This is a genomic window from Burkholderia sp. Bp8984, from assembly GCF_003853755.1.
GTDB lineage: Bacteria > Pseudomonadota > Gammaproteobacteria > Burkholderiales > Burkholderiaceae > Burkholderia.
On sequence record NZ_QTQN01000026.1, the window covers coordinates 50,136 to 74,712 of the forward strand.

Genomic DNA, 24,577 nt, shown 5'->3' on the forward strand with positions numbered 1-24,577 from the left:
CGACGATGAAACCGAAAATCCGGTGCTCCGGTCGCCGTTGGATGGATGCGCCGCCGGCTCGGTTGCCGCGTTGCCGTGGGCGGAACTAAGCACGCAACCGGTTTCACCTGAATCGCTCAAACAGACGTTACGCGTTCGTCGGACCCAATTTCCGAAACCGGTCGCGTTGCATGCGTGAAACGTTTATCGAGACAATTTCGGACCGTCTCGACGCGCCGATTTTGGCATCCCGGCCCGGTGTCCATTTGCGGCGGATGGTACAGAACTAGCTTGAAAGCCAACTGTCCGGTTTCGTTTCATTAACCGGGGTATTAAACGCAAAAAAATAACGACATAACACCCGATTCTAAATCGGGCAATGGGGCGTGCTCGTTTCGTTAACGAGAATCCAATTTGCATATCAAAGGATGAAAATCATGCCCTCGCATCGCAATCGATTTTTTCGAATCGGGTTGAGCACCGTTGGGCTACTCCTTGCATTGAGTCCCGCGCTCGTCATCACCAGCGCGGTTCAGCATGCGAGTGCGCAGCAGACGAACCAGTCGTCCGGCGGCAAGATCAAGCCCCCGCCATTGCCAAACGGTTCTGCCCAAGTCAACGTGAAACCCGGCATGTCCGATGAGGATTGGGACAAGGCATACAAGGAGACGGGGCGCCCGAAGTTCAGCAGAAATTCCGTCAAGAAGCACGGCGGCAACGTCGAACGCGACTAGGGAGATACGGCCATGAAAAAGATCTTGATCGTCATAGCCCTGCTTGCCGGACTCGCGCAAATGACATTGCCGGGCACGGCGCACGCGCAGACCACGACCGCACATACGCTCGTGTTATACGACAACCCGGCCAACGACCCGTTTTCGAAGCTCGGCCTGATGTACAGCATCATGTTGAGGAACCTGCTCGGCCACTTCAATACGACCGTCGACCTGGTACCGATACAGAACTACACGTCCGGCATGATCGGGAGCCACGACGCCACGTTCTATATCGGCGACTACTACAACAACCCGATTCCGACGGCGTTCATGAGCGACGTGATGACCGCCACGAAAACCGTGGTCTGGTTCAAGTACAACCTGTGGCAGCTCGCGTGGAACACGGCCTATACGTTCAACCAGACCTTCGGGTTCAGCTTCCTGGGCCTTGCCGGGATGAACGCGACACCGTCGTCGAGCAATCCGAATCCCGGCTTCTACGACACCGTCACGTACAAGAACCTGGCGATGGTCAAGTACTACGCGTTCGACGCGTCGACCGGCGCCATCAACGCGGACCCGGATGTCGGCCTGACCCAGGTTCTCGATGCCACCAAGGCGCAAGTGCTCGTCACCATCAAGAACAGCAAGAGCGGCGCAACCACGCCCTACGTCATGCGCTCCGGCAAGTTCTGGTACTTCGCGGACATGCCGTTCTCCTACATCGGCCCGACGGATCGCTACCTGGTGATATGCGACATCCTGCACGACATCCTGCAGACCAATGCACCGGTGAATCATCGTGCACTGGTCCGCCTCGAGGATCTGGACGCATTCACGACGACGAGCTCGATGAGGCAGCTGTCGGACTATCTGTACTCGAAGAGGATCAAGTTCACGATGGCGACCATTCCGTTGTATACCGACCCGAACGGGTATTACAACGGTGGCGTGCCGGAGACGATTCACCTCGCACAGGCAACGGGCCTCAAGAGCGGGTTGAACTACGCGCTCCTGCGTGGCGGCTCGATCGTGATGCACGGCTATACGCACCAGTATGACTCGACGCCGAATCTTCAGAATGCGGTGAGCGGCAGCGACTTCGAGTTCTGGTACGCAGTCCAGAATCGTCCGGTCGACGAGGACTCGGTGCAATGGGCGAAAGGCAGAATGGCCGACGGCCTGCTCGAGTTCACGCTCAACGGCTACAAGATCGTCGGCTGGGCTGCGCCGCAGTACCAGATGTCGCCGATGGCATCAACGGCCACGGCGCAGACGTTCCCGACCACGTTCCAGCGGGCCGTCTACTACACGTCGACCAATCCGCAGATCGGGACGGGCGCGCCCAACCAGGACTTTTCTGCCGGGCAATTCTTCCCGTACATCATCAACTCCGATTACTACGGGCAACGAATCATTCCGGAGAACCTGGGCAGCCTTCAATACAACATCTGCAGTAAAGACCCGTTCTCGTGCATCACGTACACGTGGCAGCAAATCGTGACCAATGCGCAATACGGTCTGGCGGTGCGGGACGGCTTCGCGTCGTTCTTCTTCCATCCGTACTGGCTCGAGCCCGATCTCGGACTGCCCGCCTTCCAGGACTTCCAGAGTATCGTGACGGGCATCACGAATCTCGGCTACACATGGGCGGACGGCACGACGGCCAAGTGACGCGAGCCGGTGGAAGCCTCGTGCGACCCGCAGCAGCAAGGCGGGTCGCACGTTTGCATGTGATCGGCTACGATGTCGCGCAGGAATGCTTCCGGGGAGGCCGCGATGATCACGTACGCCATCCCGGCCTTGCGCGGGATTCGACTGCGTCTGGGCCGGTTCCGGCACGCAGGCCGGCCACGCCGGCGCGCGCGCGCGCCGCGTTCGTCCCGCGCGGCGATGCTCGCGGCCGTCGGGGCATCGCTCGCCGTGGCCGCGTGCAGCTGGACGGCGCATGACGTGCATGCCGACGGAATCGTCTGGCAGGTCGACAACGCGACGACGAATCCCGTCGGGAACTGGCAACAGCTCGGCGTGCACGATCTGTTGATCCAGTGGAGCGTCGTCGACGATACCGCGTACGTGCCCGACGCCGGCATCCGTCCCGCGGCACACCTTCCCGACTGGGGGCGCATCGGCCGCGAACCCTGGGCCAGAAACGTCATCCTGGGCCTCGCCGGTTACCAGGATGAAAAGCGAGCACGCACCCATTTGTCGACACTCGCGGACCAGTCCCTGGCGGTAGCGCGCACGCACGTTCCGCTGAATGTCACCGGCTACTACTTCCCGGTCGAAATCGACCCGACCTGGCAGGACGCGCCGAAGCTTGCCGATATCCTGAAGCGACTGCCGCGTCCGCTGTGGGTGAGCGTCTACGACCAGACCAATATCGGCGGGAAGGCGCTGGCGGACTGGCTCGTGTCGTGGCTGCCGTCGGACGTCGGGGTGTTCTTCCAGGACGGCTGCGGCGTCTATGCGCGCGAACCCTACGTCGCGCGCGCCTATGTCGACGAGCTGACCTCGCGCCTCGGAAAGCAACGTGTGCGGGTAATCGCGGAGGCCTTCCGGCCCGCCGAGCACGGGGGATTCCGGGCGGCCAGCGCCGACGAATTGAGCAGGCAGCTGACAACCTACCGTGGCTATCAAGTCTATCTGTTCGATGGCCCGCACTATGTGTCGGACAACCTCACACGCGAACTCCTCACGCGTCCGGCCAAGCCACCCGCGGCCGAGCCGGCCAAAACGAGTCCCTAATCCTGCTACGCCGTGCTGCAATGCGGGGAGCGAGCCTCAGGGTGCCCGGCAGCAGGTAAGCAACGCCCCGCCGAAACGGCGGGGCGCGATGCCCGACAGATGCTGCGCGGGCAATGGGCGAGCAGGACACGCGCGGCCGCATCGACGATTCGTTTCGATGCACGTGCCGGTCATCCGGTTGAACGCGCGAAGGTGCGTTGCAGGTCAGAACTCCATGTCGAGTTCGTCGATGTCTTCGTGCTCCGCCTTCGCGGCATCGATCCACTCCGCCACGAACGGATGCGCGAGCATGCGCATGCAGTACTCGGCAATATCGGGTTCGAGTTTCACGTCGTACGTCAGGAATCGCGTGACGACCGGCGCGTACATCGCATCGGCGATGCCGATCTGCTCGCCGAACAGCCAGGGGCCGCCATACGCGGCCAGACACGCGCGCCAGATCGTCACGATGCGCTCGATGTCGTGCTGCGCACGCGACCAGATCCGGAAGCCGGGAAAATGCGCACGCAGGTTCATCGGCAGCGCGGAGCGCAGCGCACTGAAACCGGAATGCATCTCGCCGCAGATCGACCGGCAATGCGCACGCGCACGCCGGTCGTCGGGCAGCAGCCGCGCCTGCGGCCGGATTTCGTTCAGGTATTCGGCGATCGCGAGCGTGTCCCATACCGTGCTGCCGTCGTGTGTCAGGCACGGCACGAGAATCGACGGCGACAGCAGCAGCAGTTCCGCGCGCGATGCCGCATCGATCGGCACGCTGATCGTCTCGAACGCGAGGCCGCTCAGCTTCGCGAGCAGCCAGCCGCGCATCGACCACGACGAGTAATTGCGGCTGCTGATGGTCAACGTCGTCTGTCCGGTAACGTCCATGTCGCTCCCCTGCTGATTGCCGTTCGTACCCCTGCACCGAAAGCGCGCGCCACGCCGTGCGAAGCGCACCACGCCTGTGCGAAGCATTCGCCGAAGTGGCGCAGCGCGCTGCCCGGCGCAGCGACACATCGAGTAGGCCGAGCGTCGTTGGCAACGGCGGCGCATCGCATTCGGTCGTCGGGCCCCACGCGCCGCATGCATCGCCGCATGAGACGCCGCGCGCGTCGCCACGCGTATCGCCGCATTCGCAAACCCCGTGCAACGCGCGTGCCAGCCGCACGCTGGCATACGGCTTGCCTCGCTCGACGTAACGCGACGCAACGAACGACGGCCATGAACCTGCTTGCCTATCCTTTCTACCAATGGTCTGCCGAATGCCTGCGTCCGGCGCGCGCATGGGCGGCCGCCACGCGCGCGACGATGTCGCTGTGGCCGCCCGCCACGTCGACCCCGACGGGCCGCATGGTCGACGCGCTGTGCGAACTGCTCGAATGCTGCGCGTTCTCGCACCGGCGTCCGGCGTTCGGCATCGCGTCGACCGTCGTCGACGGCGAAGTGGTGCCGATCGTCGAGGAAGCCGCGGCGGCCACGCCGTTCGGCACGCTGCTGCATTTCCGCAAGGCGCGGCCGGTGGCGCGCCAGCCTCGCGTGCTGATCGTCGCGCCGATGTCCGGGCATTTCGCGACGCTGCTCCGCGGCACGGTCAGCACGATGCTGGCCGATCACGACGTGTACATCACCGATTGGCACAACCCGCGCGACATCCCGCTCGCGGCGGGCCGCTTCGGCTTCGACGAATACGTCGGGCACGTGATCGATTTCATTCGCCACATCGGCCCGGATGCGCACGTGCTCGCGATCTGCCAGCCGACCGTCGCCGCGCTTTCGGCGGTCGCGCTGATGGCCGCCGCCGGCGATCCCGCCCAACCCGCGAGCCTGACGTTGATGGCGGGGCCGATCGACTGCCGCGTGAATCCGACGAAGGTCAACGCGCTCGCCACGAGCCGGCCGATCGAATGGTTCGCGCGCAACCTGATCAGCGTGGTGCCGGCCGGCTTCGTCGGGGCGCAGCGCTGCGTGTATCCGGGCTTCGTGCAGGTCGGCGCGTTCATGTCGATGAATCCCGACCGCCATGCGGCGTCGTTTTCCGACCTGTACTACGAGCGCGCGAAAGGCGACCCCGCGAAGGCCGACACGCTGCGCCACTTCTACGACGAATACTTCGCGACGGCCGACCTCACCGCGGAGTTCTACCTGGAGACGGTCGAGAAGGTATTCCAGCAATACGCGCTCGCACGCGGCGAGCTGACGGTCGGCGACCGGCTGGTGGAACCGGCCGCGATCCACCGCACCGCGCTGTTGACGATCGAGGGCGAGAAGGACGACATCTGCGCCGTGGGCCAGACGGTGGCCGCGCAGGAGCTGTGTTCGGGATTGCCGCCGTACCTGAAAACGCACCACGTGCAGACGGGCGCGGGCCATTATGGCGTGTTCAACGGCGGCCGCTGGGAAACGCAGATTTATCCGATCGTGCGCGCGACGATCCACGACAACGAGCCGTACGATCGCACCGCTACGAACGGCAGCGCGAGCGGCGCGCACTACGTGACGCTGCGGGCGTTGCTCGACGCGCGCGCGGCCGGTCGCGACGCGACGGCGGCCGCGGCGCCATCCGATCACGTGCACTGAGCCCGCGCGGGATGGCAACGCTCGGTGCGGCACACCGGCGTTGCGCTCGAATCGCCCCGCCCGGATGGCGGGGCGCGATGCCGGGCAGTGCGCGAGCGGCAACGCTCGCGCGTTCCGCCGGTGTTACGAACAGGCCTTGCCGTGCGACGCGTGGTAGCCCTTCGCCTTCGCATCGGCTTCCGACATGTAGCTGCCGTGCTTCGTCTTGCCGTAGTACTTGTCGGTCGAGCAATGGTAGACCTTCGTGCTGTCGTTGGCCCACACCTTGCCCGCGCCGCCGCCGGGCGCCGCCGCGGCGGTCGTCGCGGGCGCGCTCTTCGCCGGGGCGGCGCCGGATGCGGCGGAAGCGACAGCCGCGCTCGCGGGGGCCGCGGCCGGTGCGCTCGCCGCGGCTGCCGACGCTGCGCCATACCACGTCTTCACGCCCTTGTGGCCGGCGCACGCGCCCTTCTTCGACGCGCCCGAGTAGAACGAGCCGTCCTTGCACAGCCCGGTCGTACCGGCCGGCGCGCTGGCCGGAACCTGTGCGAACGCACCGATCGACACACCCATGCCGGCGACGAGCGCGGCGATCAACATCGTCTTTTTCATGATCCTCTCCTGATTTGCCTGAACGGGAAAAGCGTCCCGACGCTTTGCCGGGAATAACGCGTCGCGGGTCAACGGACCCAGCGGCACACGCGGTGATGGTGGTGATCGAAATGGCACACACGGTGCGAATGGGCTTCGGCCAGCGCCGGCACGAGGGTGGCACAGGCGACGGCCGTCACGGTCAGGATCTTCGCGATGCGGGTCATGGACATTCTCCTGGGTAGGCCAGCCGGTGGTCCGGCTGTTACGTCCTTAACGCCGGTCGCCGACGCGCCGTGCACCGCACCTGCATCGAATTGACGATCTTTGACACGGTGTAACGAAACATCACGCGAAGCTGACAAATTGCCACCTGTCTTTTCGATTTCCTTACGCGGCAAATGCTTCGGATGTCGAATGACCCGGTCAGAACCCGAAGCCCGGACAGGATCCATAAAAAAACCGCCCGAAGGCGGTCTTTCTCGGGCACGCGGATGCCTCGCATCCGATGCGACGGAGGGCTACGCGCCCGCGTCGCCCCACGGCGTCGGCGCCGGCACCGCGCACGGCCCTTCGACGTCGATCGACTTGAAATCGGCCGGCCCGACGATCTCCAGGTACTCCATGTCGGGCGAGTAGTCGAACAGGTAGTGCACGATTCCCGGCGCCTGGTGCACGCAGTCGCCGGCGCTCACCAGCGTCTCGCGATCGCCGTACATGAAGCGCGCCCAGCCCTTCAGCATCATCACGATGTGGAACTCGGCCTCGTGACGGTGCCAGCCGGTGCCCGCCGCCGGTGCATGATTCGCCCTGACGAGTTGCGCGACGACCTTGCCGTTCGTCGCGGCCGCGATGCCGAGATCGCGATACAGGAAGAAGTCGCGCAGGCCTTCGCCTTGATATGCGGTGTCCTGCGGCTTCACGTGGGAAAACGCGGTAGGGGTCGGCGTGCTCATCGCGGCGCTCCTCGATCGAAAGAGTCGTCCGAAACAAGCATTTAGCGTTCCAGGCTGCGGCGGCCCCCGCTTACTTGAGCCGCCCCGACAGGAACTGCCCGAGCCGCTCGCTCTTCGGGTTGACGAGAATCTCCCGCGGATCGCCCTCTTCCTCGATCTTCCCCTGATGCAGGAAGATCACGTGGTTCGACACGTTGCGCGCGAAACCCATCTCGTGCGTGACGACGACCATCGTGCGGCCTTCCTCGGCGAGCTTCTGCATCACCTTCAGCACTTCGCCGACGAGTTCCGGATCGAGCGCCGACGTCGGCTCGTCGAACAGCATCACTTCGGGCTCCATCGCGAGCGCACGCGCGATCGCGACACGCTGCTGCTGGCCGCCCGACAGGTGCGACGGATACATGCCTTCGACGCGCGGCGCGAGCCCGACCTTCTCCAGATACTTGCGTGCCCGCGCAACGGCCTCTTCCTTGCCGATCCCCAGCACGGCCATCGGTGCCTCGATCACGTTCTCGAGCACCGTCATGTGCGACCACAGGTTGAAGTGCTGGAACACCATCGACAGCTTCGTGCGCATCCGCTGCAGCTGCTTCTGGTCGGCCACGCGCAGCGAGCCGTTACGGTCGCGCGCGGTCTGGATCGGCTCGCTGCCGATCGTGATCTGCCCCGAGCACGGCTGCTCGAGGAAGTTGATGCAGCGCAGGAACGTGCTCTTGCCGGAGCCGCTCGAGCCGATGATGCTGATCACGTCGCCGGCCTTCGCCTTCATCGATACGCCCTTCAACACCTCGTTGTCGCCGAACTTCTTGTGCAGGTTGTCAACGGTGAGCTTGTACATGCTTGGTCCTTCCTTGCGAATGCATTAGTGGCTGCGCGGCGAGAGGTACGCGAGCCAGCGCGTCTCGAGCTTGCGGAACGCCCAGATGAGCGTGAACACGACGATGGCGTACAGCACGGCGGCGATGCCGTAGGCCTGGAACGACATGTACGTCGCGGAGTTGACGTCGCGCGTGACCTTCAGGATGTCGGGCACGGTCGCGGTGAACGCGAGGGTCGTCGCGTGCAGCATCAGGATCACTTCGTTGCTGTAGCTCGGCAGCGAGCGGCGCAGCGCGGACGGCAGGATGATGCGCGTATAGAGCTTGAAGCGCGACATCCCGTAGGCCATCCCGGCCTCGATCTCGCCGGCCGACGTGGCCTTGATCGCACCCGCGAAGATCTCGGTCGCATACGCGCATTCGTTCAGCACGAACGCGAGCAGCGTGCAGTTCATCGCGTTGCGGAAGAACGTGTCGAGCAGCACGTGGTTGTGCACGACCTGCAGGCTGTAGATGCCGGTGTAGCACATCAGCAGCTGCACGTAGAGCGGCGTGCCGCGGAACACGTACGTATAGAGCCACACGGGGCCCGAGATCCAGCGGTTCGACGACGCGCGCGCGATCGCGAGCGGCACGGCGAGCGCGAAGCCGAACGCGATCGACACGACCAGCAGCCACAGCGTGATCGCGAGGCCGCTGAAGCGGTAACCGTCGGTATAGAGATAGCTTTGCCAGTACTGGCTGACGAGTTCGATCACAGTGCAAGCCTCCGGACGCCGACGGAATAACGCTTCTCCAGGTGGTGCAGCACGACGTTCGACACCGTCGTGATCGCGAGGTAGATCGCGCCGGCCGCGAGCGTGAAGAAGAAGAAATCGAGCGTGCTCTTGCCGGCGTCCTGCGACGCCTTCACGACGTCGGCGAGGCCGATGATCGACACGAGCGCGGTGGCCTTCACGAGCACCTGCCAGTTGTTGCCGATGCCCGGCAGCGCGAAGCGCATCATCTGCGGGAACAGGATGCGGTGGAACACGCGCCAGCCGCTCATCCCGTATGCGAAGCCCGCCTCGAGCTGGCCGCGCGGCACCGCGAGGAATGCGCCGCGGAACGTCTCGGTGAAGTACGCGCCGTAGATGAAGCCGAGCGTCACGACGCCGGCCACGAACGGGTCGATGTCGATCTGGTCCCAGCCGAGCAGGTCGGTCGCGTCGTTCAGCAGGATCTGGATCCCGTAGAACAGCAGCAGCATCAGCACGAGATCGGGTACCGCGCGGATCAGCGTCGTATAGAACGTGCCGACCGACTTGAGCACGCGGTTGGTCGAGAGTTTCGCTGCCGCGCCCGCGAGGCCCAGTATCAGCGACGCGGCAAGCGACAGCACCGCGAGCTTCACGGTCTCGACCGTGCCGGCCCACAACAGCGGGCCAAATCCTTGGAAGATCATATAAGGGATCCAGAACGATGTGGCTGGATTGTCAATAGCCATTAACCGCGCATCAAACGAGTTCTGCGCACTACCTGATGCCGTCTGCTCATCAAGCCAGAGGCATCACGCGAAGCGGGCGGCGCGCGCCACGGCCGGTGCGCGCCGCGAAGGCGTCAGCCGCCGTACACGTCGAATGCGAAGTACTTCTTCTCGAGCTTCTTGTAGGTGCCGTCCTTGATCATGTCGGCGATCGCATGGTCGATCTTCGCCTTCAGGTCGGCGTCGTCCTTGCGCAGGCCGATGCCGGCGCCGTTGCCGAGCGTCTTCGGATCGTCGATGTCCTTGCCGGCGAATTCGAAGTTCGCGCCACGCGGTGTCTTCAGGAAGCCGATATCGGCCTGCACCGCGTCCTGCAGCGCGGCGTCGAGGCGGCCGGACATCAGGTCCTGGTACACGCCGTCCTGGTTCTGGTAAGGCACGACCTGCACGCCCTTCGGCGCCCAGTAGGCCTTCGCGTAGGTTTCCTGGATCGTGCCCTGCTCGACGCCGACCGACTTGCCCTTCAGCGATTCGGCCGTCGGCTGCAGGTTCGCGCCCTTCTTCGCGACGAGGCGCGTCGGCGTGTTGAACAGCTTGTCGGAGAACGCGATCTGCTCGGCACGCGCCGGCGTCATCGACATCGACGACAGCACGCCGTCGAACTTCTTCGCCTTCAGCGCCGGGATCATCCCGTCGAAGTCGTTCTCGATCCACACGCATTTCGCCTTCAGGCGCGCGCAGATCTCGTTGCCGAGATCGACGTCGAAGCCGACGACCTTGCCGCTTGCATCCTTCGATTCGAACGGCGGATAGCTGGCGTCGACGCCAAACCGGATCGTCGACCAATCCTTGGCGTGGGCACCGACCGCGAGGCAGGCAAGGGCAATACTGAGCGCGAGTTTCTTCATGGCGTTCCTGTCATAGGCGAACTGGGCACGGGTCCCGTCGGGCGTCGCCGCCGCGAACCCTTCCAACCGGGAGGTCATCCGTCAGACGACTCTCCAAGTTGTACATACAACTTTGCCTTTTTCAGGTCACTGGCAGCAATCCGTGTTTATCTCTAATTGTCGGCGGATTGTTTACCTGAGCGAATTTTCCTTATATTTCAATTCGCTACACCTTACATGAAGCTGAACCCCTTGTTTCGGTGCGGATTCGGCACATCGTCGCCGCCCATGCATTTGTCTATACTTTTCGTTTGCCGGGCTCGCCGGCGCGGCGGCCGCGGCCCGTACGGGCCCCGCGGGCCCTTGGCCGGCGCGCCGGATGCGGGCCGGAATAACCCGAATCCCGGGCCCACAGTCGGGCCCGCGCGGCGTCGAACCCGGTACACTCCGCCCGGACACCGCACGAAGGCCCGCGCGCGACGGCACGCGGCCGCCGTCTCTCGAACAGCAATGCAATGACCACACCGATCTATCAGGAAATCAAGGACTTCATCCTCGCGCGCATCCATGCGGGCGAGTGGGCGGAAGGCGACCAGGTGCCGTCGGAAAACGAGCTCGCGCGCGAATTCAACGTCGCGCGGATGACGGTCAACCGCGCGCTGCGCGAACTGACGGCCGAGCAGGTGCTCACGCGCACGCGCGGCTCGGGCACGTATGTCGCGTCGCCGAAATACGAATCGACGCTGGTGGCGATCCGCAGCATCTCGGACGAAGTCGCCGCGCGCGGCCATGCATATCGCGCGCACGTGCTGGAGGTCGGCGCGGCCATCGCCGACGCGAAGCTCGCCGACGAGCTGCGGCTCGACGCCGGCAGCCCGATCTTCCATTCACGCGTGCTGCACTTCGAGAACGACACGCCGGTGCAACTCGAGGAACGCTGGGTCAATCCCGCCTGCGCGCCCGAATACGCACTGCAGGACTTCACGACGACGACGCCGAACCAGTACCTCACGCGCGTCGCGCCGCTGCAGCGGGTCGAATACCGGATCGAGGCCGCGATGCCCGATGCGCAAACGCGCCGCCACCTGACGATGGACGAACGCGAGCCCTGCCTGCTGCTGCATCGGCGCACATGGTCGCAGGGGATGGTCGCGTCGGTGGCCAATCTGTGGCACCCGGGCAGCCGCTACCGGTTCACCGGGCATTTCTGACGCGGCGCCGGCGCGTTCACCGCATGCCGGGCCGCCCCCAGCGCTCGATCGCGGCGACCGCCCGCCGCACGCCGTCCTCCCGTGCGATCCGCGCACCGAGTCCGGCGGCGCGCGCCTGCGTGTCGGCACGCGCCGCGAACGCGATCGCGCGTGCGAGCGCGGCGGCGTCCACGCGCCGGCCCGCCACCGGCGCATCGGCCACACCGAGCCGATGCAGCCGGTTCGCCCAGAAGAACTGATCGCCCGCGAACGGCACGACGACCGACGGAATGCCCGCCCGCGCGGCCGAATGCGTGGTACCCGATCCGCCGTGGTGGATCGCCATCGATACATGCGGAAACAACCGGTCGTGCGGCGTCTCGCCGATCACGCACACGTGCGCCGGCAGCATCGACGCATCGATGCCGCTCCAGCCCGGATGGAACAGCGCGCGCCGGCCGTCGAGCGCCTGCAGCAGCGCGCCGACCATCGCGGCGCGATCGAACCCGGCCATGCTGCCGAAGCCGATGTACACGGGCGGCTCGCCCGCGCCGAGAAAGGTCGCCAGCGCGGGCGGCGGCGTCCACGCCGGCGCGTCGGCGTGCCACTGACCGCAGGCCTGCACGTGTGACGGCCAGTCGGCCGGATCGGACAGCAGCACGGGCGACACGCCGTACAGCATCGGATGATCGGTCCAGACGTGCCGGCGCGCCGGCAGGCCGCACACGCTGGCGCGCGCTGCATTGGTCGCGTTCCTGAACGCGTGCCACAGCAGCGCGTTCACGAGCCGGTGGCTCGCGCGATTCAGCCGGCGCGGCACCTTGCCGGGCGGCAGGAACGGCGACGCGAATGCCGCGGTCGGCGTGATCGGAATCATCCCCGTGCCGATCGCCGGCACGCCGCGATACTCGGCGACCGACAGCCCGACGAACGACGCCAGCCCCGACACCAGGATCGCATCGCAACCGGCCGACGCGGCCGCGACTTCGCGCATCCATGCCGCCGTGTTCGCATTCGCGATCGCCGCGAGCGCCTTCGACGTGTCGTTGAAGCCGCCGCGCCCGCGCACCGCGTCGGACAACGCGCCATCCGGCGCGATCGCCGCGCGGATATCGCCGGACAACGGCGCGCACGGCACCCCGAGCGCGGCGGCCGAACCGAGCGTCGCGGCGTCGGCCAGCAACCGGACCTCGTGGCCCGCATCCAGCAGCGCACGGCCGAGCGCCGCGAGCGGACGCGTGTCGCCTTCGGTGCCGTAAGTGACGATGACGAGCTTCATGCGTGAACTCCCCCTGCACGATGCAGGCAAGTGGATTCATAAAAATGCACGTCGTATACTAATGCAATTCGTGCACTTTCATTCGATACCGAACCATGCCGACGACGACCGACGATCCGGGCCGCCGCGCACGCAAGCGCATCCAGATGCTCGCGCATCTCGCCGACACCGGCGCCCGCCTGTTCGATGTGCATGGCTACGATGCCGTGACGATGGAGCAGATCGCCGCGCAGGCCGATGTCGCGAAACGAACGCTGTACAACCACTTTCCGACGAAGGAAGCCGTGCTCGCGCACTGGCTCGAAGGCGAACTCGCGCGCGACCTCGCGCACCTACAGCGCGACGTCGCGCGACGGAAGACCTTCGCGTCGCGGATCGCCTGCGTGCTCGACGCGTCGGCCGCGTGGTGCGAGCAGCACCCGGTGTACCTGCTCGCCTACCTGCGGCATCGGTTCCTGAGCATCGGCGTGACGGAAGCGGAAAGCGGGAAAGACGGCGGCGGCGACATCGCGCTCGTGTGGCAGCAGCTGATCGCGGCCGGACAGCAGGCGGGCGAACTGGACCCGGCGCTGGCGGCCGACCAGCTCGCCACGTGGTTCCATCATCTGTATCTCGCGGCGATGCTGCGCTGGCTGACCGTGCCGGGGTTATCGCTGAAGCGGGAATTCCGGTCGGTCGCGAAGCTGTTCGTCGAAGGCGCGCAAGCGAAAGGCTGAGCGGCCGCCGAGGCGACGCTCGGGCAGGAAGGTGCGTGCGCATCGAACGTGCACGGCGCTCACGCAATTCACGCGCACGCCGGGCGCGCGCGCTGGCCTGCGATCTGGAACACCATCCGGAATCGCTGCTGCCCGGCAACGCGGGCGACACGCAACCGGCCGACGCGTCGCGCTCCGCGAGCGGAAGCCGCTGCATGCTTCGCGCGATGCGCCGGGATTTTTACAACGCATGCACGCACGGGATGCCAAATCTTCCGCGCAGCAGTATGCTGATGTCGTACGGCCCCGCACGATGCCTCGGGCAATCCCTTAGTCCGCACGTCGTCGCGCCGCCGTCGCGACCGCAATCATGCGTTTGCAAGGAGGGCTTCGTGATGGCTACCATGCATCAGCACTTCCACCTCGAACTACGGCACGCCACGGCGCCGACGTATTTCATCAGCTACCTGTTTCCCGCCTTGCTGTTCGTCTACGAACTGCTGCGCGTCGGCCAATGGATCCGCGATCACGGGATGCAATTCGCCGCGTTCAAGCAGATGGGTTACGAGTACCTGCTGATGCTGCTGTTCGTCGGGCTGCAGATCGTCGTCGAGGCGATCTTCCTGCTCGGCGCCGCGATGCGCCGCGACAATCGCGACTTCGAACACCGGTTGCCGAACGTGGTCCTCGGCATCGGCTGCTCGATCGCGATTCTCGCGCTCGATCTCGCGATCCAGCTGTCGTTCTGAGCGCCGGCGGGCTCGGCCCGCCGGTCGCATCGCGCGCCTGCGCCCGGCCGTTCAGGCGAGCCCACCGCGCAGGAACCTCGCCACGGCCGCGAGTACGTCGCCGCTCCGCTCGCGATGCGGCATGTGTCCGCATCCGTCGAGCAGCAGGAACGACGACGGCCCCGCGACGCGCGCGGCGATCCGCTTCGGATGCACGTCCGACCCGTATTCGTCCTGCTCGCCGTGAATCGCGAGCGTCGCGCAGCGCACGCGCGGCAGCGCGTCGTCGAGACTCCAGTCGCGAAACGCCGGCGACAGCCACGTGCCGACCCACGCACGCAGCACCCATTCGGCCTTGTCGCCGTGATAGCGCACGAGCCGCTCGAGCTGGCCCGGCGCGTCGAACTGCTGCCCCGCCTCGCGAATGCCGTCGAGCGTGCGATCCTCGACGAACGCCTGCGCGGCGACCGTCACCAGCGCGCGGCAACGCGCGGGATACGCGGCCGCGCAGCCGACCGCCATGCCGCCGCCGACGCTGTGCCCGAACGCCACGAACGCATCGATGCCGAACCGTTCGAGCAGCGCGCGGAAGCCCTGATCGGCCTCGTCGCGCACGAACGTCGTGCCGAGCTGTCCCGGATGGCGGTCGGACCGGCCGAAGCCGAGCCGGTCGTATGCGATCACGTCGCGTTGCGTGGCGCGCGCGAGTTGCGCGGGGAAGTCGCGCCAAAGTTCGACACAGCCGAGTGAATCGTGCAGCAGCACGATCGGCGCGGCCGGCCCGGTCGCGGCCGTCGCCTGCGCGGGCGCACCGCGCCAGCGCTTCGCGAAGAGACGCCCTTGCGGCGTCTCGACCCAGGTCTCCTCGGTCACGATTTCAGTCATGTGCATGTCATCGTCTGCATGAAGGCTGCATGAAGGCGGCCGCACGCGGGCGGACCGCAGAATGCCGACGATGGTGGCCGGCCGACGCGCGCGGCGTCAAGCAAGCCCCCACCGCCCGCGCGCTCATTCGGGCTGCGGCGGCAGATACTCCATCTGCGACTCGTCGTACAGCCGGTAGATCAGCGCCTGCATCGCGCGGATGTCCTCCGATTCGTCGAGCATCCGCATGCTCATGATGATCGGCGACACGAGTTTCGGATCGTCGAGCGGCTTGTAGCTGATGTCGTCGCGCTTCAGCCCGTACACGCTGTGCGGCACGACCGACACGCCTTCGCCCATCGCGACGAGCCCGAGCGCGATCTGCAGTTCGCGCGTCTCGTAGATCTTGCGCGGCTGCAGCGCGCGATCGTGGAATGCCGCGAGCACCTGGTCCGCATAGCTCGGCCGCGGCGCCTTCGGGAAGATGATCAGCGTGTCGTTCACGAGATCGTGCAGCGACAGCACGGGTTTCGCGCCGTCGAGCACGTGACCGACCGGCAGCGCGACGATCATCCGCTCCTCGCGCAGCACGACGCGCCGCACGCTCGGGTCCTCGTGACGGATGCGCCCGAACCCGACGTCGATGCGCCCTTCCTTCAGCGCCTTGATCTGGTCCATCGTCGACATCTCGTGCAGGCTCAGCTCGACGGCCGGATACTCGCTGCGAAAGCGCCGGATGATCTTCGGCAGCATCCCGTACAGCGTCGAGCCGACGAAGCCGACCGACATGCTGCGCTCGATCTTGCCGACCCGCTTCGTCATCGATTCGAGCTCGGTGGTCTGCGCGAGCAGCTGCACCGCGTGCGAATAGAAGAACCGCCCCGCGTCGGTCAGCTTCAGCGGCCGCGCGTTGCGCTCGAACAGCGGCACGCCGAGCGCGTCCTCGAGCTGCTGGATCTGCCGGCTGAGCGGCGGCTGCGCGATGTGCAGGCGCTCGGCCGCGCGCGTGAAATTCCGCTCCTCGGCAACCGCGACGAAGTAGCGGAGGTGTCTCAACTCCATGTTCGAACCCTCCCGGACAGGCCACGGACGTTCATTCGGCCCCGCGCACACACGTGCCGCGCCGGTCGTCCCGTGAGCGCCTGCTCCCGATGCCATGACGATACCTCAGCCCGCGCCGATACCGGCGCGAGCCGCGCCGCGCCCGCCCTCGCGGGCGGCGCACCGCGCAAAGCCGCAAAGCAAAACGGGAAGCCGCCAGGCTTCCCGTTGCTTCATCGACGCCGCGTCGCGGCAGCGTCCCGACCGCGCGTCATGCCTCGGTCGCGTACAGCGCATCGCGCTGCGCGTCGCTCAGCGAGTCGAGCGGCACGTCCGGCAGCCGATAGCAGATCATCGTGCCGTACAGCTCGGCCAGGCAGTTGCTGCCGGCGTCGAGCGCGTAGCCGTCCTCGCCGTCCGGCGCCGGCGGATACACTTCGCGCCACGCGTTGATCGCGGCTTCGATTCGCACGATGGAAACGGGTCCGGCCTTCCGCTCGGCGGGTGATGCGCTCATGGATTCCTCTGGATTGCGCGCTCCGCGGGCCGGGCCGGCCGCGGCGGAACGATGGAAACGCCGGGCGCCGCCGGCCGCCGCAACAGGCGCGCGCCGGATGCCCGATCCGCGCCGCGCTCGTCGCGCCGGCCGGACCGTGGCCCGGTAGGGTCGGGAAATATAACCGGCTTTGACCCCGTGCAGCGCAAAGCCGACAAAAAAAGCGGGGTCGGCGGCGGCTGGAACGGTATCTGGAACGACGCACGCGTCGGCTACCGACGTCGGCGGCACCCCGCGTCGCCCGGACGTCCCAACGAAAAACGGGAAGCCCGCGGGCTTCCCGTTTTCATCGCGCACCACGCGGCCGGTGGCCGCACCGGCATCAGCCGACGGTTTCGCGGTTCTCCACGCGCTGCAGCTGCGCGCTGCGGTTCGCGGCCGCCCACGGCGCGATCTCCATGTCCTCGTAGCGCACGAAGCGGCTCTTGTTCAGGAGCCGGTAGCCGAGCCACACGACGAGGAACAGCGGAATGCCGACGTAGGTCGCGGCCACGCCCGCCCAGTCGATCCGGTTCGCGAGAAACGCCTGGTAGTCCTGGCCGAGCGCGATCACGAGACACAGCACGAACGCGAACAGCGGGCCGAACGGAAACCACTTCGACTGGTACGGCAGCTGGTCGACCGCGTAGCCCTGCTTCACGTAGCCCTTGCGGAACCGGTAGTGGCTGATCGCGATGCCGAGCCACGCGATGAAACCCGTCATCCCCGACGTGTTCAGCAGCCACAGGTACACCGTCTTGTCGCCGTACAGCGACGTGAAGAAGCACAGCGCGCCGACGGCGGTCGTCGCGTACAGCGCGTTGCGCGGCACGCCGCCCGGCGACAGCTTCGCGAACAGCCTCGGCGCACGGCCTTCCGTCGCGAGGTTGTAGAGCATCCGGGTCGACGCGTACATGCCCGAGTTGCCGGCCGACAGCACGGCCGTCAGGATCACCGCGTTCATCACGCCGGCCGCGAACGCGAGGCCCGCGTGGCGGAACACGAGCGTAAACGGACTCACGCCGATGTCGGTCACGTCGCTCTTCAGCAGGTTCGGGTCGGTGTAGGGAATCAGCACGCCGATCACGAAGATCGCCAGCACGTAGAACAGCAGGATCCGCCAGAACACCTGACGCACCGCGCGCGGGATCGTCGTGCGCGGGTTCTCCGATTCGCCGGCCGCGACGCCGATCAGCTCGGTGCCCTGGAACGAGAAGCCCGCGATCATCGCGACGCCCATCAGCGCCGGCAGGCCGCCCGCGAACGGCGCGTCGCCGATCGTCAGGTTGCCCCAGCCGTTGCCCGGCGCGCCCTTCAGAATGCCGAAGATCATCAGCAGGCCGACGCCGATGAACGCGACCACGGTGACGACCTTGATCAGCGCGAACCAGTATTCGGCTTCCCCGAAGCCGCGCACGGTCAGCGCGTTGAGCAGGAACATCACGCCGAGGAACGCGGCGCTCCACCAGACGCCCGGCACGTCCGGGAACCAGTAGTGCATCACGAGCTGCGCGGCGACCAGCTCGACCGCGATCGTCACGGCCCAGTTGTACCAGTAGTTCCAGCCGAGCGCGAAGCCGAAGCCTTCGTCGACGTATTTCGCGCCGTAGGTCGCGAACGAGCCCGACACCGGCATGAACGCGGCCATTTCGCCGAGGCTCGTCATCAGGAAATAGACCATCAGGCCGATCAGCATGTACGCGACCATCGCGCCGCCGGGGCCGGCCTGCGAGATCGACGCGCCGGACGCGACGAACAGGCCCGTGCCGATCGAGCCGCCGATGGCGATCATCGTCAGATGGCGCGCCTTCAGCGCGCGATGAAGCTTGGGTGGGTTCGCGGACGAACCGGGTTGGTCGGAATTCGGGATTGCGGACATAAACGAGACGAACGTTGAGCGGGCCGGCATCCGGGGCCGGCGCATGCGGGATCGGGGCGCGTCGCGCCGCCTGCTGCGATGCATTCGATGCGGCCCCGATACGCGTTGCGCGCCGGGCGCCAGCGGCGAAGCGCGGATTCTACCTGATTCGCCGTCGGAACCGCTCGGGTCCGGACACCCCGGCGCCGCATGCCGACGCGGGGTGAGCCGCGACGGTGCACCTCCCCGCCCGATACGCAATCGCGCCGGCGCAATAGCCCGATCCTGTATTAAAACGACAAAATCGATCGATATGCCCTAATAATCAGACAAAATACCGTCTACCCATAATCGCGATTCAAATCGAAACGAACGCCCGGCTCAAGGTAATGATGCGTAATCGTTCCGAATCGGATTGGCGCATGCATGTTTTGCATCGAGCGGCGAATTTCGGGAATTCGCGAGATAATGCCGACTAATGCGAATTAATCAGAGCGCGGAATCGTCGACGACGCACATATCCGCCGCCTGCCCCGAGGATGATGCCACCCACGCCGCTCGCTACGCTGCGCCGTCATACCGCGACGGCCGTGGCACGCATACTGTCGCCCCGCGGCGTGCTCGTCGCCGGCGTCGTGCTGCTGCTGTTCAGCTGGGGACTCTCGACGTCGCTTTTAATCGAGGCACGCCACGACGCGTATGACCATGCGGTCGAAAATGCGCGCAACCTGATGCTGCTGATCGAGCGCGATATTTCCCGCAATATCGAACTGTATGATCTTTCGCTGCAAAACGTCGTCGACGGGCTCGCCGATCCGGAACTGACGGCATTGCCGCCGCGCCAGCGTCACCGGCTGCTGTTCGACCGCGCCGCGACCGGCGCGTATCTCGGCGCCATTTTCGTAATGGATCCGCACGGCAATATCGTGATCGATTCGGCCGCATCGCCGCCGCGACAAGGCAATTTCGCCGACCGCGAGTATTTCGCCGTGCATCGCGACCGGCTCGTGCAGGGCCTCTATATCAGCCGGCCCTATGCGTCCCGGCTGCGCGGCGGCGCGCTGACGATCGCGCTCAGCCGCCGGATCACGCTGGCCGACGGCCGCTTCGGCGGAATCGTCGTCGGCACGCTCAACATCGGCTACTTCCGCGCGCTGCTCGACGGGCTCGCGGTCGGCCAGCACGGCAGCGCGGCGATCGTCGAGGACAATGGCGCGCTCGTCTCGCGCCTGCCGTACGATCCGCGCGTGGTCGGCCTCGACCTCCACCACTCCCCGCTCTTCATCAAGGCGCAGCGCAGCAGCGAAGGCGTGCTGACGGGCGTCGGCGCGATCGACGACGTGCGGCGCATCTACGTCTACAAGCATCTCGCGCATCTGCCGCTGATCGTCGACGTCGCGCCCGCCGAGATCGACATCTACGCGCCGTGGCGCCATCGCGCGATCTGGACCGCCGTGCTGATGGGCCTGTTTACCGTGTTCATCCTGGGGGGCTCGCTCGCGCTGTCGCGCGAACTCGAGCGCCGGCAGGTCACCAAGTTGAATCTGTACCGGCTCGCGCATACCGATTCGCTGACCGGGCTCGACAACCGCGGCACGTTCGATGCCGTGCTCGCGAAGGAGGCGCAGCGCGCGTCGCGCAGCGGCCGGCCGCTGTCGGTGCTGTTCGTCGACGTCGACCATTTCAAGGCGTTCAACGACTACTACGGCCACCTCGCCGGCGACGACGTGCTGCGCCGCGTCGCGCAATCCGCGTCGCGCTGCCTGCGCCGCGACAGCGACCACGTCGCGCGCTACGGCGGCGAGGAATTCGTCGTCACGCTGCCCGACACCGACGCGCAGGGCGCGGCGACCGTCGCCGAAGCGATCCGCCGTGCGATCGCCGGGCTCGACATCGCGCACGTCCGCAGCCCGTACGGGCACGTGACGGCGAGCATCGGCGCGGCGACCAGCGCCGGCGGGCGCGTCAACGCCGCGACGCTGCTGCGGCAGGCCGACGCGGCGCTGTACCACGCGAAGTCCGGCGGCCGCAATCGCGTGTCGAACGCCGAGGCGAATACGGCCGACGCGTGACGCGGCGGCCGGCGGCACCCGCGCCGCGCCGCGCCGTCGTGGACAGCCCGCGCGCGTTCGGCTAGCGTTACGTCAGCCGCGCGTGCGGCGCGGCGCCGGCCCGCCCGCGCCGCACGCGCATTCCGGCCATCCCGCCGGCCACCCCCGCTCCGTCATGACCGCCCAGTTCCCTGCCCGATTCCCGCCGCTCCTGCGCCACGCGCTCCGTCCCCTGCTGGACCCGTACCGCCGCTACCGGCACGCGAAGCTGATCCATGCGGCGCGCGTCGCGCTCGCGATTCTCGTGTCGATCGCCTTGTCCACCGGCCTGCGCGTGCCGCACGGCGAATGGTCGACGATCACCGTGCTGATCGTCGTCGGCGGACTGCAGCACCACGGCAACATCCGCAAGAAGGCGGCCGAGCGCGCGCTCGGCACGTCGATCGGCGCGCTCGCGGGGCTGGGGCTGATCCTGCTCTACTCCGTCCTGCACGCGCCGCTCGCGATCTACCTGCTGATGGCGATCGCGTGCGGGCTCTGCGCGTATCACGCGATCGGCAAGGCCGGCTACATCGCGCTGCTGTCGGCGATCACGATGGTGATCGTCGCCGGGCACGGCGACAACGAGATCGTCGACGGCCTGTGGCGCGCGGTGAACGTGCTGACCGGCATCGCGATCGCGCTGGCGTTCTCGTTCGCGCTGCCGCTCTATGCGACCTACTCGTGGCGCTACAAGCTCGCCGACGCGCTGCGCGCGTGCGCGGCCGTGCATGCGCGGCTCGCGGGCGACCGCCACGTGAGCGACGACGCGCACCTGAAGGAAATGGCCGCGCTGAGCGCGCTGCTGGTGCAGCTGCGCTCGCTGATGCCGTCGGTGTCGAAGGAATGCGACATCCCGGTCACGCAGCTCGAGGCGATCCAGCGCGGCCTGCGCCTGTGCATCGGCTATCTGGAGATCCTGTCGAGCACGGTGCCGGCCCGCGACGACCTCGCCGCGCGCGAATACATGCGCACCGAGATGAAGGCGATGAACCGGCGCATCCGCGACACGCTCGTCGGCGCGAGCCGCGCGCTCAAGTTCGGCACGCCGAGCCGGCTCGCACCGCGCCGCCGGCCGGCCGAGCCGCCGCACGACGCCCCGCCGGCGCAGTTGTCGGGCTACGTGTCGATCACGGCCAAGCTGGCCGGCGAAGTGGATCAGTTGCGCGAGAAACTGCTCGATACCGCGCAGGCGTGGAATATCTGAACCTGGAGCTTTGACGATTCGAAGGCCGACGGACGCCGGGCGCCTCAGGGCATCTTTCATTAGCCTTTCATAAAGGTGGCCCGGCATCCTGAGCGCGGATGCCGCACCGGCCGACCGATCTGGCCCCGCCAATCGGGCGTGCGCGCCGGCGCGCCTTCGCCAGTTTCGACCGCCGTCCGAGGCCGTTTCGCGCCGGATTCTCCGGCCGGTTAATCGCCCGCCAGGCCCGTCGCGACAGGCCCGAAGACGTATTGGCGCGAAAATCAGGTCTTGCCCCAACTTCCCGGACAGCCGATACTCGCATATTCCGCGAAATACGATCCCACCGGCTTCAATCCACGGTAATTCCTATGAGCACGATTCTCGAAAGCCTCCCGACCGGCCAGAAGGTCGGTATCGCCTTCTCCGGCGGCCTGGACACCAGCGCCGCGCTGCACTGGATGAAACTGAAGGGCGCCGTCCCGTACGCATACACGGCGAACCTCGGCCAGCCCGACGAAGACGATTACGACGCGATCCCGAAACGCGCGATCGAATACGGCGCAGCCGGCGCCCGCCTGATCGACTGCCGCGCGCAGCTCGTCGCCGAAGGCATCGCCGCGCTGCAAAGCGGCGCGTTCCACATCACGACCGCGGGCGTCACGTACTTCAACACGACGCCGATCGGCCGCGCCGTGACGGGCACGATGCTCGTCGCCGCGATGAAGGAAGACGGCGTCAACATCTGGGGCGACGGCAGCACGTACAAGGGCAACGACATCGAGCGTTTCTACCGCTACGGCCTGCTCGTGAACCCGGACCTGAAGATCTACAAGCCGTGGCTCGACCAGACGTTCATCGACGAACTCGGCGGCCGCGCCGAAATGTCCGAATTCATGAACCAGGCCGGCTTCGCCTACAAGATGTCGGCCGAGAAGGCGTATTCGACCGACTCGAACCTGCTCGGCGCGACGCACGAAGCGAAGGACCTCGAAAGCCTCGAAAGCGGCATCAAGATCGTGAACCCGATCATGGGCGTCGCGTTCTGGCGCGACGACGTGAAGATCGCCGCCGAGGAAGTGACGGTGCGCTTCGAAGCCGGCCAGCCGGTCGCGCTGAACGGCGTCGAGTTCAAGGATCAGGTCGAGCTGCTGCTGGAAGCGAACCGCATCGGCGGCCGCCACGGCCTCGGCATGAGCGACCAGATCGAGAACCGCATCATCGAGGCGAAGAGCCGCGGCATCTATGAAGCCCCGGGCCTCGCGCTGCTGTACATCGCATACGAGCGTCTCGTCACCGGCATCCACAACGAAGACACGATCGAGCAGTACCGCGAGAACGGCCGCCGTCTCGGCCGCCTGCTGTACCAGGGCCGCTGGTTCGACCCGCAGGCGATCATGCTGCGCGAAACGGCGCAGCGCTGGGTCGCGCGCGCGATCACCGGCGAAGTGAAGATCGAACTGCGCCGCGGCAACGACTACTCGATCCTGAGCACGAAGTCGCCGAACCTCACGTATCAGCCGGAACGCCTGTCGATGGAGAAGGTGGCGTCGACGTTCTCGCCGCGCGACCGGATCGGCCAGCTGACGATGCGCAACCTCGACATCACCGATACGCGCGACAAGCTGCGCGTGTATTCGCAAGTCGGCCTGCTGACGCCGGGTGAAGCGTCGGCGCTGCCGCAGATCAAGGGCGACGACAAGTAAGTCACTTCGCTCGACGCCGGGGCGCGTAGCCGATACGCGCTCCGGCCGGGCAGGCCGCATGTGCATCGGTGCACGCGCGGCCTGCTGCTTCTTCCTCCGCTTCTTTCCCTTCCTGCTCTACTCGCGCCACCGCGTCACGCGCAAACGGCGCTGCAAGGCTACGGCAATCGTGGCAAGCTGCCAGTCGTCCGATTTCCGGCCCGGCTCATGACTTCCCTCACCGTCATCCACCTGAACGGCCCGATCAACAGCGGCAAGACGACGATCGGTCGCGCACTCGCGCAGCGACTGCCCGATGCGCGCTTCATCGACGGCGACGATCACGACGCGCCCGACGACACCCCGTTCGACGTGCAGTGGGCGATCGCGCTGGCGCGCCTCGTCAAAGAGATCGCGCAGGCACGCGAACGTCATCTGGTGATCGCCTATCCGATCGGCGACGCGGAATTCGACCGGCTGCGCGCAGCCTGCGACGCACGCGACGCGCGCCTGTTCGTCGTGACGCTCGCGCCGCCGGAAGCGATCGCGGCGTCGGATCGCGGCACGCGCGCGCTGACGGACTGGGAGCGGCAACGTATCGCCGAGATGTATCGCGAAGGGTATGCGGCGCGCGCGTTCAGCGATTGCTTCGTCGACACGTCGAAAGCGTCGGCCGATGCGTGTGCGCAGGAGATCGCACGAAGCGCGCAATCGCCGAACGTGTAGCGGGG

24 protein-coding genes are annotated in these 24,577 nt (G+C 66.5%); 11 read left to right on the forward strand and 13 right to left on the reverse strand.

The window, feature by feature from the left end; all coding sequences use genetic code 11:
* Nucleotides 1–407 precede the first annotated feature (407 nt).
* The 3 genes from DID98_RS24480 to DID98_RS24490 all read left to right on the forward strand — a co-directional run bounded on the left by DID98_RS24480 (nucleotide 408) and on the right by DID98_RS24490 (nucleotide 3,443).
* Entirely contained in the window at nucleotides 408–713 is a 306-nt protein-coding gene (locus DID98_RS24480) for a hypothetical protein (protein WP_235879201.1), read from the forward strand.
* 12 nt (nucleotides 714–725) lie between these two features.
* Nucleotides 726–2,369, forward strand: a complete 1,644-nt coding sequence (locus DID98_RS24485) for a DUF2334 domain-containing protein (protein ID WP_124520336.1) — start codon at nucleotides 726–728, stop codon at nucleotides 2,367–2,369.
* Between the two features lie 105 nt (nucleotides 2,370–2,474).
* Nucleotides 2,475–3,443 carry a hypothetical protein gene (locus DID98_RS24490; protein ID WP_124520337.1) on the forward strand — a complete coding sequence of 323 codons (969 nt, stop codon included), beginning with the start codon at nucleotides 2,475–2,477 and terminating at the stop codon, nucleotides 3,441–3,443.
* A gap of 204 nt (nucleotides 3,444–3,647) precedes the next feature.
* On the opposite strand, the gene DID98_RS24495 is transcribed toward DID98_RS24490, so the two are convergent.
* Nucleotides 3,648–4,310 carry a glutathione S-transferase family protein gene (locus tag DID98_RS24495; RefSeq protein ID WP_124488793.1) on the reverse strand — a complete coding sequence of 221 codons (663 nt, stop codon included), beginning with the start codon at nucleotides 4,308–4,310 and terminating at the stop codon, nucleotides 3,648–3,650.
* 333 nt (nucleotides 4,311–4,643) lie between these two features.
* Here DID98_RS24495 and DID98_RS24500 point away from each other — a divergent pair, with 333 nt between their 5' ends.
* Nucleotides 4,644–5,999 carry a polyhydroxyalkanoate depolymerase gene (locus DID98_RS24500; protein WP_124488794.1) on the forward strand — a complete coding sequence of 452 codons (1,356 nt, stop codon included), beginning with the start codon at nucleotides 4,644–4,646 and terminating at the stop codon, nucleotides 5,997–5,999.
* A 123-nt stretch (nucleotides 6,000–6,122) separates the two neighbouring features.
* On the opposite strand, the gene DID98_RS24505 is transcribed toward DID98_RS24500, so the two are convergent.
* From DID98_RS24505 to DID98_RS24530, 7 genes are all read right to left on the reverse strand, one after another.
* Nucleotides 6,123–6,590 (reverse strand): DUF3761 domain-containing protein, encoded by a 468-nt coding sequence (locus tag DID98_RS24505; RefSeq protein ID WP_044848073.1) that lies wholly within the window; start codon nucleotides 6,588–6,590, stop codon nucleotides 6,123–6,125.
* A 68-nt stretch (nucleotides 6,591–6,658) separates the two neighbouring features.
* Nucleotides 6,659–6,796 (reverse strand): HHHH-motif protein, encoded by a 138-nt coding sequence (locus tag DID98_RS35930; protein ID WP_185500349.1) that lies wholly within the window; start codon nucleotides 6,794–6,796, stop codon nucleotides 6,659–6,661.
* A gap of 294 nt (nucleotides 6,797–7,090) precedes the next feature.
* On the reverse strand, nucleotides 7,091–7,525 hold the full coding sequence (locus tag DID98_RS24510; protein WP_124488795.1) for a cupin domain-containing protein: 435 nt from the start codon (nucleotides 7,523–7,525) through the stop codon (nucleotides 7,091–7,093).
* Nucleotides 7,526–7,595: 70 nt separating this feature from the next.
* Nucleotides 7,596–8,363 carry an ABC transporter ATP-binding protein gene (locus DID98_RS24515; protein ID WP_124488796.1) on the reverse strand — a complete coding sequence of 256 codons (768 nt, stop codon included), beginning with the start codon at nucleotides 8,361–8,363 and terminating at the stop codon, nucleotides 7,596–7,598.
* A 24-nt stretch (nucleotides 8,364–8,387) separates the two neighbouring features.
* Complete coding sequence (locus tag DID98_RS24520) at nucleotides 8,388–9,101, reverse strand: ABC transporter permease (RefSeq protein ID WP_044848076.1); 714 nt, start codon at nucleotides 9,099–9,101, stop codon at nucleotides 8,388–8,390.
* Nucleotides 9,098–9,787: an ABC transporter permease gene (locus DID98_RS24525; protein ID WP_044848077.1), complete on the reverse strand. Its 690-nt coding sequence runs from the start codon at nucleotides 9,785–9,787 to the stop codon at nucleotides 9,098–9,100. The genes DID98_RS24520 and DID98_RS24525 overlap by 4 nt, the downstream gene beginning before the upstream one ends.
* A gap of 155 nt (nucleotides 9,788–9,942) precedes the next feature.
* A complete protein-coding gene (locus DID98_RS24530; protein WP_124488797.1) occupies nucleotides 9,943–10,716 on the reverse strand; it encodes an ABC transporter substrate-binding protein in 774 nt (257 codons plus the stop codon).
* A 494-nt stretch (nucleotides 10,717–11,210) separates the two neighbouring features.
* Between DID98_RS24530 and hutC the strand changes: the two genes are divergently transcribed.
* Nucleotides 11,211–11,906, forward strand: a complete 696-nt coding sequence (hutC, locus tag DID98_RS24535; RefSeq protein ID WP_124488798.1) for a histidine utilization repressor — start codon at nucleotides 11,211–11,213, stop codon at nucleotides 11,904–11,906.
* A 16-nt stretch (nucleotides 11,907–11,922) separates the two neighbouring features.
* Here hutC and DID98_RS24540 read toward each other — a convergent pair whose 3' ends face one another.
* Nucleotides 11,923–13,164: a glycosyltransferase gene (locus DID98_RS24540; protein ID WP_124488799.1), complete on the reverse strand. Its 1,242-nt coding sequence runs from the start codon at nucleotides 13,162–13,164 to the stop codon at nucleotides 11,923–11,925.
* 95 nt (nucleotides 13,165–13,259) lie between these two features.
* On the opposite strand from DID98_RS24540, the gene DID98_RS24545 reads away from it, so the two are divergent.
* Both DID98_RS24545 and DID98_RS24550 read left to right on the forward strand, forming a co-directional pair.
* Entirely contained in the window at nucleotides 13,260–13,880 is a 621-nt protein-coding gene (locus DID98_RS24545; protein ID WP_124488800.1) for a TetR/AcrR family transcriptional regulator, read from the forward strand.
* A 374-nt stretch (nucleotides 13,881–14,254) separates the two neighbouring features.
* Nucleotides 14,255–14,608: a hypothetical protein gene (locus tag DID98_RS24550; RefSeq protein WP_044848115.1), complete on the forward strand. Its 354-nt coding sequence runs from the start codon at nucleotides 14,255–14,257 to the stop codon at nucleotides 14,606–14,608.
* A gap of 51 nt (nucleotides 14,609–14,659) precedes the next feature.
* Here DID98_RS24550 and DID98_RS24555 read toward each other — a convergent pair whose 3' ends face one another.
* From DID98_RS24555 to DID98_RS24570, 4 genes are all read right to left on the reverse strand, one after another.
* On the reverse strand, nucleotides 14,660–15,472 hold the full coding sequence (locus tag DID98_RS24555) for an alpha/beta fold hydrolase (protein WP_124571604.1): 813 nt from the start codon (nucleotides 15,470–15,472) through the stop codon (nucleotides 14,660–14,662).
* 123 nt (nucleotides 15,473–15,595) lie between these two features.
* Nucleotides 15,596–16,513, reverse strand: a complete 918-nt coding sequence (locus DID98_RS24560; RefSeq protein WP_044848082.1) for a LysR family transcriptional regulator — start codon at nucleotides 16,511–16,513, stop codon at nucleotides 15,596–15,598.
* 250 nt (nucleotides 16,514–16,763) lie between these two features.
* A complete protein-coding gene (locus tag DID98_RS24565; RefSeq protein ID WP_044848083.1) occupies nucleotides 16,764–17,009 on the reverse strand; it encodes a DUF3717 domain-containing protein in 246 nt (81 codons plus the stop codon).
* Nucleotides 17,010–17,370: 361 nt separating this feature from the next.
* The gene (locus tag DID98_RS24570) at nucleotides 17,371–18,906 is read right to left on the reverse strand and encodes an amino acid permease (RefSeq protein ID WP_124488802.1); all 1,536 of its coding nucleotides are present in this window, start codon (nucleotides 18,904–18,906) and stop codon (nucleotides 17,371–17,373) included.
* Between the two features lie 518 nt (nucleotides 18,907–19,424).
* Between DID98_RS24570 and DID98_RS24575 the strand changes: the two genes are divergently transcribed.
* The 4 genes from DID98_RS24575 to DID98_RS24590 all read left to right on the forward strand — a co-directional run bounded on the left by DID98_RS24575 (nucleotide 19,425) and on the right by DID98_RS24590 (nucleotide 24,572).
* Entirely contained in the window at nucleotides 19,425–20,957 is a 1,533-nt protein-coding gene (locus DID98_RS24575) for a diguanylate cyclase (protein ID WP_409333445.1), read from the forward strand.
* A 154-nt stretch (nucleotides 20,958–21,111) separates the two neighbouring features.
* The gene (locus DID98_RS24580; protein WP_124488804.1) at nucleotides 21,112–22,182 is read left to right on the forward strand and encodes an FUSC family protein; all 1,071 of its coding nucleotides are present in this window, start codon (nucleotides 21,112–21,114) and stop codon (nucleotides 22,180–22,182) included.
* Nucleotides 22,183–22,532: 350 nt separating this feature from the next.
* Complete coding sequence (gene argG, locus DID98_RS24585) at nucleotides 22,533–23,867, forward strand: argininosuccinate synthase (RefSeq protein ID WP_044848086.1); 1,335 nt, start codon at nucleotides 22,533–22,535, stop codon at nucleotides 23,865–23,867.
* A 207-nt stretch (nucleotides 23,868–24,074) separates the two neighbouring features.
* The gene (locus DID98_RS24590) at nucleotides 24,075–24,572 is read left to right on the forward strand and encodes a shikimate kinase (protein WP_124488805.1); all 498 of its coding nucleotides are present in this window, start codon (nucleotides 24,075–24,077) and stop codon (nucleotides 24,570–24,572) included.
* Nucleotides 24,573–24,577 lie beyond the last annotated feature (5 nt).